The sequence below is a fragment of the Taklimakanibacter albus genome, from assembly GCF_016595235.1.
Lineage (GTDB): Bacteria > Pseudomonadota > Alphaproteobacteria > Rhizobiales > Aestuariivirgaceae > Taklimakanibacter > Taklimakanibacter albus.
Window position 1 is genome coordinate 2,209,690 of the sequence record NZ_JAENHL010000008.1, and the last position, 13,027, is coordinate 2,222,716.

Here is a 13,027-nt window from a genome sequence, read left to right on the forward strand (position 1 = left end):
GCAGAGAGTTTTACCAATTTCAGCTTGTCTGATAGCTGCTATTGGCGATATCCATCTATCAGGATCAAAATATTAGCAGAAATCACCAACAATGAAACTCGACGATATCGACCTGAGGATCGTGCGCGCCTTGCAGATGGACGGGCGCATGCCGGTGCAGGAGCTCGCCGACAAGGTGGGGCTCTCGGCCTCGCCTTGCGCCCGGCGGGTGCGCAATCTGGAGAAAGCCGGCATCATCAAGGGTTATGCCGCGGTCATCGATCCGGCCAAGGTCGGCCTGCCGATCAGCGTCTTCGCCTCCGTCAAGCTCGAGCGCCAGCGCGAGGAAGAGCTCGACCGCTTCGCTCAGGCGATCTCGCGCTGGCCGGAAGTGGTCGACTGCTTTCTGATGACCGGGCAGCGCGATTATCTGATGCGTATCGTGGTGAGCGATCTCGAAGCCTATGAGCGCTTTCTCAAGGAGAAGCTCACCAGGCTCGACGGCGTCGCCTCGATCGAATCGAGCTTCGCGCTCGGCGAGGTGAAACGCTCGCATGCGCTGCCGGTGAAGTGACGATGGCGAAGCGACTGCCGCCGCTCAATCCGCTGCGCGCCTTCGAAGCCGCGGCCCGCCATCTTTCCATGTCACGCGCCGCCGCCGAGCTCAATGTCACCCATGGCGCGGTGAGCCATCAGGTTCGGGCGCTCGAAAAGACCTTGAAGACCGCGCTGTTCATCCGCGATGCCGGCGCGATCAGGCTTTCGCCGCAGGGCGCCGCCCTGCTGCCGCGCGTGACCCAGGCCTTCGCCTCGATCACCGACGCGGTGTCGCTCCTCACCCAGCCCAGCGCCGAAGGAGACCTCGCGATCAGCTGCCTGCCGTCGCTGATGACCTTCTGGCTCATTCCGCGCCTCAGCCGTTTCTCGCAACGACATCCGGGAGTCCGGCTGAAGCTGATCGCCTCGAACGACAAGAAGCGCGTCAATGCGCCGGATATTGACGTCTGGATCACCTATGGGATCGAGGCGTGGCCCAATCGCGACTGGAAGCTGTGGTTCGAGCCATCACTCTTTCCGGTGTGCAGCCCGGCTCTGATCAACACGCAGCCGATCCGCAGCATGGCCGATCTCAGCAAACACACGCTTCTGCATGCCGATGACGGACGCGAATGGAACACCTGGCTCGGCGCCGCGGGTCTGCCGGAACTGGCGACAGGGTCCCAGCATGTGATGTCGGATGCGCATCTGGCGACGCTGGCGGCGATCCATGGCCACGGCTTATCGTTGTGCGACAGCCTAACCGGCGTCGATCTGCTTGCCGAAGGCCGCCTCGTCGTGCCGCTCGATCTCAACATCGTCGCGCCCGAAGCTTTCTATATCGTGTATCGGCGCGAGCTCAATCGCTCGCCGCTGGTGCGGACCTTCATCGACTGGCTGTTCTCCGAAACGCAGCTGCGCCGGCCGCCCGCCGAACCCATCCTGCGAAATACCCCCGCCGATGGGAAATCCCCGCGGAAGAAACGATCAAAGCGCCTGTGAATAAAGCTCACACCCCTGCCGCTCTTAATCTCGTTTGCCAAAGCCCTGCGGTGAATCAACAAATCACCCGACGTGATGAAGAGGGAAACGGCGATGACGCAGAACAAGCGCGGAAACATACTAGGGCAGCAGGGCATCAACCGGCGCGCGCTGCTGGGCGCCGGCATTGGCGGGCTTGGTCTCCTTGCGGGCGGACATTTCGTGCAGGCCAGCGAGCCGAAACGCGGCGGCACGCTCCGGCTCGGACTCGGCGGCGCCAGCACGACCGACAGCATGGATCCGGCGACGACGCAGAACTCCGTCGGCGCCAATCTGAACCAGCAGGTCTATAGCTGCCTTGTCGATCTCGACGACAAGACCGAGCTCCTTGCAGGCCTCGCCGAAAAATGGAGCAGCAATACCACGCTCGACAAATGGCGTTTCGAGCTCCGCCACGGGGTCGAATTCCACGACGGCAAGACGCTCACCGCGGACGATGTCGTCTACTCCCTGACGCGGCATATCGCGGCGGATTCGAAATCCGGCGCCAAGGCGCTGCTGAGCGGCATCAAGCGCATCGCGAGCGACGGCAAGACGGCCGTCGAGATCGAGCTGGCCGGCGGCGACGCGGATTTCCCCTATGTCCTTGCCGACTATCATCTGGGCATCGTGCCCCACGGTTTCCGCGACTGGAGCAAGCCGATCGGGACCGGCCCCTTCGCCATGAAGAGCTTCGATGCGGGCGTGCGTTCCTATGCGGAGCGCAACAAGAGCTATTTCCGTGACGGCCACCCTTACGTCGATGCGGCCGAGGTCATCGCCATCAATGATTGGACGGCGCGGCTCAATGCGCTGCAGGCCGGCGAGGTGGACATCATCAACCGCGTCGACAGCCGTTCCGCCGCACGCCTCGCGAGCTCGGGCAAGGCCAAGGTCGTGTCGTCGCCTGGACGCACCCATTATTGCTTCGTCATGGACACGCGTGTCGCGCCGTTCAATGACAGCAATGTGAGGCTCGCCCTCAAACATGCGATCGACCGCGACGCCATCCTGAGGCTGGCGCTGGGCGGCTATGGCAGTATCGGCAATGATCAGTCGGTGCCTGCAAGCGATCCGCTCTTCGCCGCTTTGCCGCAGCATGCCTATGATCCCGACAAGGCGAAATTCTATCTCGGCAAGGCCGGCCTCACCGGCCTCGCAATCGATCTCAGCGCGGCGGACGGCGCTTTCGCCGGCGCCGTCGATATGGCCTTGCTGTTCCAGCAATCGGCCAAAGCGGCGGGGATCGAGGTCAATGTCGTCAAGGAGGCGGATGACGGCTACTGGGACAATATCTGGATGAAGAAGCCATTTTATATGAGCTGGTTCGGCGGCCGCCCGACCGCCGACCTCATGCTGTCGCTCGCTTACAAGAGCGATTCGCCGTGGAACGACACATTCTGGAAGAACGAGGAATTCGACACCCTGCTGGTGAAGGCGCGCGCGACGGCCGATGTCGCGGCCCGCAAAGGCATGTATGCCCGCATGCAGAACCTGGTCTGGGAAAGCGGCGGCTATCTGATTCCGGTCTTCGCCGACAATATTGATGCCCATACCCCGCGCGTCGGCGGGTTCCGGCCCAATCCGAACAGCGACCAGATGGGCAGCCGCTGCGCCGAGCAGGTCTGGCTCGACACCTGATCATGACTATCATCGAGACACTGGATAATCCGATCATCTGCGACATGACGCTGCCCTGGTTCACCGATCATATGGTAGACCAGGACATCACCTTGCCCCGCTTCAAGAAAGCGGGTGTCGATTTCGTGTCGCTCACGGTCAGCGTGCCGGAGAATTCGCTGAATTCGACCATCCGGCATATCGCCCGAGTGAAAGATCATATCGCCGCCCGGCCTGACACGCTGAGCTTCGCGACCACCGCCGATGAGATCATGGCGGCCAAGCAGAAGGGCCTTCTGGCGGTCGGCTTCCATTTTCAGGGCACCGAGCCTTTCGACGGTTCGGTCGAGCTCGTCGAGCTTTTTGCCGAGCTCGGTGTCCGCCATGTGCTTCTCGCCTATAATCAGAAGAATCTCGTGGGCGACGGCTGCGTCGAGCGAACCGATGCCGGGCTCAGCCGCTATGGGATCCGTCTCATCGAGGCGATGAACCGCGCCGCCATGATCGTCGATGGCTCACATACGGGCTACCGCACGAGCATGGAGGCGATCGAAATCTGCGCACGGCCGTTCATCTTCTCGCATTCCAATGCCCACGCGCTGGTCCCGCATTACCGCAACATCAAGGACGATCAGATCAAAGCCTGTGCCCGCACGGGCGGCATCATCGGTATCAATGGCGTGAACGAGTTCCTCGGCGAGACGAAGGCGACGACGGAGGCGATGTTCCGCCATGTGGATTACATCGCCAATCTGGTGGGGCCCCAGCATGTCGGCATCGGCCTCGATTATGTGAAGGATTACGACGCCATCTGGGGCTGGATGCAGGACAATCCCGATCTGTGGCCCGACAATGACGGCGCGGCGCCCATCTATCCCGATCATGCCCAGCCGGAACAGATCCTCGAGCTGGCGGCAATGCTGCTCAAATCAGGCTATTCGCCGGCGCATGTGCGCGGCATTCTGGGTGAGAACTATTTGAGAGTCCTGCGCCAGCATCAGCGGCCCACCTCCGCCTGAAAGACCTGCAGCGCCGCTTCGGGCAATCTCACGCGCACCGCCTTCGTGGCGGGGCGCGAGGCGGATTCCGCCCGCAGCAGATGCGGACCGAGCTTGAAGGCGTGGACGAAACGCGCGCCCTGATAACTCGAAGAGGCGATATCGACATCGAACTCGTTCGGCCCCGCTTGGCCTTCCGTGGCGCAGAATTCGACACGCTCCGGCCTGATCGACAAGGTGACCGGGCCTGGCACCAGGCGCCTGGCCGCCCGCGCTGCGGTGATCGCGAGGCCGGCGCCGACGGAAATCCGCATGTCACTGGCGCCGATCGCGGTCAGCTCTGCCGGCAGCAGATTGCTGGCGCCGACGAAATCGGCGACGAAAGGATTGACGGGACGGTCATAGACATCATCCGGCGTGCCGTCCTGGACGATGCGCCCCTTCTCCATGACGATGATGCGGTCGCTGAGCGACAGGGCCTCGGTCTGGTCATGGGTGACATAGATCGTGGTGACGCCGGTACGCTGCTGCAGATCGCGCAGCCATTCCCGCGCCTTGTCGCGCAATTTGGCGTCGAGATTGGACAGAGGCTCATCGAGGAGCAGCACGCGCGGCTGATAGACGAGCGTGCGGGCGAGCGCCACGCGCTGCTGCTGGCCGCCCGAGAGCTCGCCCGGATAGCGGCCGGCATAGGTGTCCATGTCGACAAGCGCCAGCGTCTCGGCGATGCGCCGGCGCGCTTCCTCGCCGCGGATCTTGCGGATCTCCAGCGTGAAATCGAGATTCTGCGCCACCGTCATATGCGGCCACAGAGCATAGGACTGGAACATGAGGCCCAGATCGCGGAAGCGCGCATCGACGAAGATATTCGCGGCGTCATCATAAAGCACACGCCCACCCATGGTGATGCGGCCCGAGGTCGGCCGGTCGAGGCCGGCCAACGCGTTGAGTGTCGTCGACTTGCCGCAGCCGGACGGCCCCAGAAGCGTGACGAATTCCCCCTCGCCGACGCGGAAGGTGACATCCCGCAGGATTTCGAGCACGCCGATCCGGCGGCCCAAGGCTTCGACGACGACGTCAGCCATGAAGTTTCACTCCGAACAGACGGGTGGCGATGAAGATCAGAAGCGCGGTGATGGCGATCTGGATGACCGAGAGTGAGGCGACGACGCCGGTATAACCCGGCACCCAGGCGCTGAGCATGGCCATGGAGATGACCTCGTTGCCGGGCCGATAGAGGAAGATCGCCGCCGCATATTCCTTGAAGAACAGGATCACCAGCAAAGTGTAGCAGGACAGGAAAGCAGGTTTCAGGATGGGCGCCACGATGCGGCGTACCGTCTGCGACCAGGACGCGCCGACGACGCGCGCGGCGCGGTCGAAGTCACGCGTCACCTGCAGCATGGCGGGCGCCACGATGCCGTAGCCCGCCGGCAGATGGCGGATGATGTAAGCCAGCGCCAGCACCCAGAGCGTTCCGGCGAGGAAGCCGAAGCCCGGCACGAGGACAATGGCATAAAACACGCCGAGGCTGACGATGAGGCCCGGCACGGCGCGCGGTAGCTGCGCCAGAAGATCGACCAGGCGGCGGAAACGGAATTCCGAGCGCTGGGCGACGAAGGCGAGCGCGCCGATGATGAGCGTGCCGAGGAAACCACCACCCACCGCGAGCAGGATCGTGTTGAGAATGGACCTTGCATAGGTCCCGTTCATGAAAGTCTCGCGGTAATTCTCGAAAGTCAGCACCTCGAATGGCGAGATGAAGGGCGACAGCACGGTGACGAAGGAGCGCAGCAGAAGCCCGAAGCCGAGCGCGCCGATGGTGAGCCCGACATAAAGCAGAACGGCACCGAAAGCCGGCCAGCGCCAACGGCCGAGATCGAGCGGCTCAAGGCGTCCACCCTTCGGCCCGATGCTGATGAAACGGTGGGCGCGGGCGAGCAGCACATGCTGCAAGGCGACGAGCAGCGACACGAGGACGAGAAGGATGAGGGCGGCGGCCGAGACGAGGCCATAATCCGGCCGGCCCGCTTCGAAGCCTTTGTCATAGATGAAGGTGGTGATGAGCTGGATGCCGACCGGGCCGCCGAGCAGCAGCGGAATGGCGAACATCTCCAGCGCCGCCACGACATTCATGACGAAGCCATAGACGATGGCCGGGCGCATCAGCGGTAATGTGATGCGGGTGACGATGCGCAGAGGTCCGGCGCCGGCGATGCGCGCCGCCGCTTCGAGCCGCGGGTCCTGCTGCTGGGCGGAGGAAAGACAATAGAGAATGGTCATCGGCACCATGGCGATGCCGGAGATCAGCGAGAGGCCGGTGACCGTATAGATGTTCCACGGCGCCTCGCCGCCGAAGAGATTGACGAACAGCGCGCTCACATAACCCGACGGCCCATAGGTGAGGATGGCGCCGAAACCGATGATCAAGGGCGATACGAAGATCGGCCACAGCAGGATGTTGGCGAAGAAACCACGGGAGGGAAGATTGGTGCGCCCGACCAGCAGCGCCAGCACCGTGCCGAAGATGAGCGAGAAGCCGATGGAGATGAGGCAGAAGACCAGCGTGACGGTGGCGAGCCCCGGAATCTCCGGCAGGCTGAAGAGATTACTGAAATTGGCGAGGGTGAAGGCGCCGTCCCAGGCGTAGAGCGGCACGGCGCTGAAGGCCTGCAGGATCAACGGCACCAGCGGGATGGCGACGAGCGCGAGGCAGACGAGGCCGATGCCCGATTGCGCCGCCGTCTCGGCGAGGCTGTCGCCTTGCGATCTCGAGGTCCGGCGCGGCAGTGCGGCCGCCGCGCCGGACGAAACGTCGTCTTTCACCGTCATTGCGGCGTGAAGGCGGCCTTCCAGCGGGCCGTGAACGCGTCGCGATTGGTGACGAGATCACGGTCATAACCGACGATCAGGATGTTCTTCTCGCCGACCTGCTCGACAATGCTGCCATAGCTGAAGAAGGGCACGTCCCCCTTCTTGATGTCGGGGCGATAGGGCGTCACACCGTTCTGCGCCAGCGCGATCTGGCCGTCACGCGACAGAAGCGTGTCGAGCAGCAGCTTGGCCGAGTTCGGGCTCGATGCCGCTTTGGTGAGCGCAAGCCCACGCAGCACGATCGGCGTGCCATCGGCCGGGAAGGACCAGCCGACCAGCTTTTCGACATCCGGACGGCTGAGACGCGGAATATTGACGCCCGACAGGAACAGGCCGATGCCATATTCGCCGGAGAGGACCTTGTCGCGGATCGTGCCGGCGCTGCGCTCGGGTCGCGCCGAAGGGCCGATCTTCTCCATCAGCGACCACAATTCGGAACGGTCGCGGGCCCAGGTCCAGAACAGCGACAGGCCGAAAGGATTGGCGGCAGCGTCATAGGTCGAGATCTTGCCTTTGAGATCGGGCGCGAGGGCGGCAACATCGGCCACCGATTTCGGCGCCTTTTCGGCCGGCACCACGAATTTGTTGTAGGCGATGATGATCGGGTCGGTCGACGCGCTGTAGAGCCCGGGGAAAGGCCGGCTCCATTCGGGCAGATCGGCGGTGTGCGGCGACACGTAAGGAACCGCCTCGCCCTTGTCGATGAATTCGAGCCAGCGATCGGCGCCACCGGTCAGGATGAGATCGGCGGTGCGCGTCTTGGTCGAGCTCTCGGCGTAATATTTCTCCCACAGGTCGCCGCCCATATTGGTGGCCTCGACCTTGATCCAGGGATATTTCTCGTTGAACAGCTTGAGCACCGGCTCCCAGAATTCCGGCTCGAGATTCGAATAGACGAGAATACCCGCTTCAGCCTTGCTCGCCTCGACGACCGCCGGATCGTCCTTCACTTCAGCCAAAGCCGGCATGGCCCCGCCAATGAAAATCGCCAGCGCCAATAAGGCGCCCTTCATGCCCTTCATGTCTTCCTCCTTGTTATTCAGATTTTTGTCCGCCGGCCGAGGCTTCGTTCTTATCCTGCTCGGCGATATGGCGTTCCAGGATGGCGCGCGAATGGTCGATGTGGCGGCGCATCAAGAGTGCTGCCAGCTCGCCATCGCGGTGCTTCAACGCCTCGAGAATGGCGACGTGCTCGAAATGCGCCGCGCGGCTGCGCTCCGACAAAGTCTTCCACGCGCTGTGATAATAGCTGCGGGCGTGACGCCAGAGATCGCGCGAGAGAAGGCGTAGCAATTCGTCATTGCCGGCGATCTCGGCGAGACGCGTGTGGAAGTCGCGAATCGGCGACAGACGGCGTTGACGATCGCGCTCTATGCCATCGATCTGCTCGCCTTCGGCGGCGAGCATCGCTTCGAGTGCTGCAATATCGTCCGGCGTGATGCGTTGCGCGGCGCGCTGGCAGGCGATCGCCTCGAGTGCGGCGCGGATCTCATAGAGATCGGCGACCATCTTCAGCGTCAGCTGGATGACCCTGACCCCGCTATAGGGCAGGCGCTCGATGAGACGGCGCTCCTCCAGGAGCCTGAGCGCCTCGCGCAGAGGCGCCCGGCTGACCCCGAACCGGCTGGCGAGTTCGGATTCGCGCAGCCACGCCCCGCCGGGGAGATCGCCCGAAATGATGGCGTCCGAGATGGCCCGGACAATCCGGTCGGACAAAGGCGCTTCGCCGTCCTCGGCAACTTGATTGTCGACAATTTGCATGAGGTCGACTATCAGATTTCATAAAACTGCTGTCAATAGTGAAGTTTTGGAAATTCTGGTCGACAATCTGAATGAAACTTGCGAGAGATGAGCCGAACTCGTCCGCAACAGGAGCGATCTTGCCGGTAAAATTCCTCTGTTCGTCCGGGGCCGTCGGCTCCGGAATCGACCTGCCTTCCTTCCGCGAAGGCCTCGCCCGCGGGCCGGATTTCGTCGCCTCGGATGCCGGCACGATCGATGCCGGGCCCTATCACCTGGGCGCCGGGAATGGCGCCTATGCCTATGAGGCGATAAGGCACGATCTCGATATCCTGCTCAGCGAAGTGCCGCGCGGCACGCCGATCCTGATCGGCTCGGCCGATACCGCCGGCGGCGATCCGCATGTCGAGAGGACGCTCGATGTGGTGCGCGACGTGGTCTCGACGCGCAAGCTCGATCCCCTGCGGGTCGCCGTCATCCGCGCCGAGCAGAGCAAGGACTATCTCAAGAAGATGCTGCGCGAGGGGCGCATCCGGCCGCTCGAAAACGCGCCGCACTTCGATGAAGACACGATCGAGCGCAGCACGCGCATCGTCGGCATGATGGGCGCCGAGCCGCTGCAAGAGGCGCTCGGCCACAATGTCGATCTCGTGCTGGCGGGGCGCTGCAGCGATTCCGCCCTCTTCGCCGCGCTGCCGATCAAACGCGGCATTCCGGAAGGCCTCGCCTGGCACGCGGGCAAAGTGGTCGAATGCGGCACGCTCACCTGCGAGACCTATCGGCGCGGCACCATGTATGGCGAGCTGACCCAGGACCACGCGATCATCACGCCACTCGGCCGCGATCTGCGCTGCACGCCGCAAAGTGTCGCCTCGCACAGTCTCTATGAAAATGGCGATCCCTATCTGCATCGCGAATGCTCAGGGACGCTCGATCTCACTCATGCGCGCTTTACCCAGCATGATCCGGTGAGCGTGAAGATCTCGGGCTCCGGCTATATTCCCGCCGATCAATACAGCGTGAAGCTCGAAGGCGTCGAGCTCGCGGGCTACCAGACGGTGATCGTCGGCGGCATCCGCGACCCCTTCATCATCCGGCAATTCGACCGCTGGATCGGCGAAGTGAAGGCGGAGATCACCGAGCGGGTCGGCAAGCTGCTGGGCAATCGCCTTGCCGCTTCCGACTGGCGCATCGATGTCCATGCCTACGGCCGCAATGCCGTGATGGGCGGTCGCGAGCCGAAGCTCGAAGAGCCGCCGCATGAGATCGGCCTCGTCGTCTGCCTCAGCGCGCCGACGCAGGAGCTCGCCACCAAGATCGCCGAGCTCAGCCGGCAGCCCCTGCTGCATCATCCGATCCCCGAATGGTCGGGCTCGATCACCGGCTTCGCCTGCCTGTTCAACCGCGCCTATATAGAACGCGGGCCCTATTGGCGTTTCTGCGTCCATCATGTCGTGCTGCCGCATGATCCGATGGAGATGTTCCGCCTGGACGTCGTGACGCTCAGCGCCTGATTTCAAGGATGCCTATGAAACTCCATGAATTGACGAGCCTCATCCGCAGCAAGAATGCGGGCCCGTTCTCGCTCACTTTCGACATCATGTTCTCGGACGCCAGAGCCTACGAGCATGTGAAGGCGTCGGGCGCGCTCAATCCCGCGGCGCTCGCAAGCCTCCTGCATTGCTCGCCCAATCAGATCCAGTTCTTCGTCTGTGACAATGCGCTGGCCTTCAAGGCGACGATCCCCCGGGCGCTCCCCGCCGGCGATCCGGCCGATGGCGATCTTCATGGCGGCCAGCAATTCGCGCCGCTCATGGAGATCGATATCCCCGACCTGCCGGTGAAATAACCCGGGTCAGCGGCCCTCTCGATCGGACACGACCTCGAGCGGCAGGCACCCCAGGAACAAATCGCGCGCTCTTTCGATATGACTGCGCATCAGCGCGCGGGCTTCCTCGCCTTCGCGCCGCTCGATGAGCGACAGGATCGCGGAGTGCTCGCCATTGATCAGCGCCAGACGCTCAACCGGATTGGGCAGCGACATGGAGCGCGCGATATAGATCTTGAAGCCGATGAAGTCCTGCACGCGATCGAGTGCCTGAACGATGAAGGGGTTCTCCGATGCCATGGCGATGGCGCGATGGAAGTCGAAAGACTTACCGATGCGATACTCGCCGCGCTGAACATAACGATCGACCTCGTCGATATTCTGGCGGATGACATCGAGGGCGGCGCGGTCGCAATGCTTGGCGGCCAGGAAGGCGGCCTCCTGCTCGACCAGAACTCGGAACTCGAAACATTTCTGGAAGTCACCGATGCTCACCTGGCCGGCGGAGGCATCATCGCCGCGTGCATGCTCATAAAGAACGATGCTGCCTGAGCCCTGCACCGAGCGGATGAGCCCGTTGTCGCGCAATTTCGCCAAGGCGTTGCGTATCACGGGGCGCGAGACGTCGAATTCCTCGGTGAGCTCGCGCTCGGTCGGCAGTCGCGAGAAGCGCGCATATTGGCCCGAATAGAGGCGGTCGAGCAGTGTCTTATAGACGACATCGCTGCGCCGCCGGCCCGGCAAAGTCTCAAAAGTTGTATCGTTCATCATTGCCCTTACGAACAAATTTGTAATGACAAATCTCACAAATTTGCAGAGTTGTCGATTCTTTTCTTGACCTTTCAGACCAATATGTAATTTATTCCCCCAGAAATTTACAAATATGTGATAATCAAAAAAGGGAGTGAATTATGCGCAAGGGACTTCTCGCCTTCCTCGCCGCGGCCGCGCTCGCCGCCAGCACGAGCCTTACCGACGCCAAGACGCTGCGCGTCTCGGCGCCTGCCCCCATCAACGACATCGATCCGCATGGCTCGAATTCGGTGGTGCGCGACACGATCATGGCCGGACGCCAGATCTACGATCCACTCCTCGAATTCAAGGACGGCGAGCCGGTCGGCCGCCTCGCCACCGAATGGCAGCAGGTCGACGACAAGACCTGGCGCTTCACCTTGCGCGATGGTGTCGCCTTCCATGACGGCACCAGCCTCGATGCGGCGGATGTGAAAGCCTCGATCGAAAGACTGGCCAAGGCCAAAGGCGGCCTTGCCCGCCTGTGGACACAGCTCGACAGCGTCGACGCGCCGGACGCCAAGACCGTGATCGTCAAGCTCAAGGAATCGGTCGGCCCTTTCCTCAGGAACGTGGCGCTGCTGCAAATCGCGCCCTCTGAAGCCATCGCCGCGGCCAATGGCGAATATGGCGCGGCGGTGCGGCTTCCCGGTACTGGCGCCTTTTCGATCGAAAGCTTCGAGCCAGGCCAGACGCTGACGCTCAAGGCCAATCCCAATTACTGGGGTGGCGCTCCCAAGATCGACGGCATCAGCTTCAAGACCATCCCGGAGCTCACCGGGCGGGTAACAGCGCTGCTCAACGACGAGATCGACGTGACCTGGGGCGTTCCCGACGACCAGATCCCGTCGCTGCAGTCGAACAGCGACGTCACCGTCAGCATCGTTCCCTCGGTCCTCTATTACTACAACTGGTTCAACAGCAGCCGCGGCCCGTTCAAGGATGCGCGGGTGCGGCAGGCTTTGTGGCACGCCGTCGACGTGAAGCAGGTCGTCGGTGACCTTCTGCCGCTGACGGGATCCATCGGCAAGGCGCCGATCGCCGAGACCGTCTTCGGCTATGCGCCGCAGGAGCCCTATTCCTACGATCCGGAACTCGCCAAGAAACTCCTGGCCGAAGCGGGCTATCCGCAAGGCTTCTCGGCCGAGCTCAAATATTCGCAGAATTTCGGCGCCTCGGTCGACCAGATGGCGCTCGCTTTCGTGTCCTACTGGGACAAGATCGGCGTCAAGGTCACGCCGCTGCAGCAGGAGCATGCGGTGTGGACGGCGGCGCTGCGCGATCTCGACTGGGACATGGTGCTCGCCACCAACCCTTCCTACACCGAAGACGCCGACTACACGATCGGCCGGCTCTATCTCGGCGAGAACAAGGAAAACGGCTACGCCAATCCGGACCTCGACAAGCTGCTCCTCGAGGCGCGCCGCGACTCCGACCAGGCCAAGCGCAAGGAACTCTATGCCAAGGCGATCAAGATCATCTGGGATGACGCGGTCGGCATATTCCCGTCGGAAGCCAAGGCGGTCTATGCCCATCGCGCCAATGTGACCGGCATCCAGCTCGCCCCGACCATGGCGCCGCGCTTCCGCGACGTCGAGATCAAGTAATCCTTCGACCATTGCCTTGGTAGAATGACAAG

12 protein-coding genes are annotated in these 13,027 nt (G+C 62.7%); 7 read left to right on the plus strand and 5 right to left on the minus strand.

The features are described 5' to 3' along the window. Positions 1 to 91: 91 nt before the first annotated feature. The 4 genes from JHL16_RS33520 to JHL16_RS33535 all read left to right on the plus strand — a co-directional run bounded on the left by JHL16_RS33520 (position 92) and on the right by JHL16_RS33535 (position 4,175). The gene (locus JHL16_RS33520) at positions 92 to 553 is read left to right on the plus strand and encodes an Lrp/AsnC family transcriptional regulator (protein ID WP_165167801.1); all 462 of its coding nucleotides are present in this window, start codon (positions 92 to 94) and stop codon (positions 551 to 553) included. A gap of 2 nt (positions 554 to 555) precedes the next feature. Beyond that, positions 556 to 1,518, plus strand: coding sequence for a transcriptional regulator GcvA (gene gcvA / locus JHL16_RS33525; RefSeq protein WP_200189173.1), 963 nt, complete (start codon positions 556 to 558; stop codon positions 1,516 to 1,518). 93 nt (positions 1,519 to 1,611) lie between these two features. Next, entirely contained in the window at positions 1,612 to 3,177 is a 1,566-nt protein-coding gene (locus JHL16_RS33530; RefSeq protein WP_200189174.1) for an ABC transporter substrate-binding protein, read from the plus strand. A gap of 2 nt (positions 3,178 to 3,179) precedes the next feature. Beyond that, positions 3,180 to 4,175, plus strand: a complete 996-nt coding sequence (locus tag JHL16_RS33535) for a dipeptidase (RefSeq protein WP_200189175.1) — start codon at positions 3,180 to 3,182, stop codon at positions 4,173 to 4,175. On the opposite strand, the gene JHL16_RS33540 is transcribed toward JHL16_RS33535, so the two are convergent. Genes JHL16_RS33540 through JHL16_RS33555 form a run of 4 tightly spaced genes read right to left on the minus strand, consistent with a single transcriptional unit; the run spans position 4,154 to position 8,789 of the window. After that, a complete protein-coding gene (locus tag JHL16_RS33540) occupies positions 4,154 to 5,239 on the minus strand; it encodes an ABC transporter ATP-binding protein (RefSeq protein ID WP_200189176.1) in 1,086 nt (361 codons plus the stop codon). The genes JHL16_RS33535 and JHL16_RS33540 overlap by 22 nt on opposite strands. Further along, complete coding sequence (locus JHL16_RS33545; RefSeq protein ID WP_200189177.1) at positions 5,232 to 6,986, minus strand: ABC transporter permease; 1,755 nt, start codon at positions 6,984 to 6,986, stop codon at positions 5,232 to 5,234. The genes JHL16_RS33540 and JHL16_RS33545 overlap by 8 nt, the downstream gene beginning before the upstream one ends. Continuing rightward, positions 6,983 to 8,050, minus strand: coding sequence for an ABC transporter substrate-binding protein (locus tag JHL16_RS33550; RefSeq protein WP_200189178.1), 1,068 nt, complete (start codon positions 8,048 to 8,050; stop codon positions 6,983 to 6,985). The genes JHL16_RS33545 and JHL16_RS33550 overlap by 4 nt, the downstream gene beginning before the upstream one ends. 13 nt (positions 8,051 to 8,063) lie before the next feature. Then, a complete protein-coding gene (locus JHL16_RS33555) occupies positions 8,064 to 8,789 on the minus strand; it encodes a GntR family transcriptional regulator (protein WP_200189179.1) in 726 nt (241 codons plus the stop codon). Between the two features lie 119 nt (positions 8,790 to 8,908). Between JHL16_RS33555 and JHL16_RS33560 the strand changes: the two genes are divergently transcribed. Both JHL16_RS33560 and JHL16_RS33565 read left to right on the plus strand, forming a co-directional pair. Then, positions 8,909 to 10,282, plus strand: coding sequence for an acyclic terpene utilization AtuA family protein (locus JHL16_RS33560; RefSeq protein ID WP_246771248.1), 1,374 nt, complete (start codon positions 8,909 to 8,911; stop codon positions 10,280 to 10,282). A gap of 14 nt (positions 10,283 to 10,296) precedes the next feature. Next, positions 10,297 to 10,617 carry a DUF4387 domain-containing protein gene (locus tag JHL16_RS33565; protein WP_200189181.1) on the plus strand — a complete coding sequence of 107 codons (321 nt, stop codon included), beginning with the start codon at positions 10,297 to 10,299 and terminating at the stop codon, positions 10,615 to 10,617. 6 nt (positions 10,618 to 10,623) lie between these two features. On the opposite strand, the gene JHL16_RS33570 is transcribed toward JHL16_RS33565, so the two are convergent. After that, positions 10,624 to 11,367 (minus strand): FadR/GntR family transcriptional regulator, encoded by a 744-nt coding sequence (locus JHL16_RS33570; RefSeq protein WP_200189182.1) that lies wholly within the window; start codon positions 11,365 to 11,367, stop codon positions 10,624 to 10,626. A gap of 140 nt (positions 11,368 to 11,507) precedes the next feature. Here JHL16_RS33570 and JHL16_RS33575 point away from each other — a divergent pair, with 140 nt between their 5' ends. Next, positions 11,508 to 12,995 carry an ABC transporter substrate-binding protein gene (locus JHL16_RS33575; protein WP_200189183.1) on the plus strand — a complete coding sequence of 496 codons (1,488 nt, stop codon included), beginning with the start codon at positions 11,508 to 11,510 and terminating at the stop codon, positions 12,993 to 12,995. Positions 12,996 to 13,027: the final 32 nt, after the last annotated feature.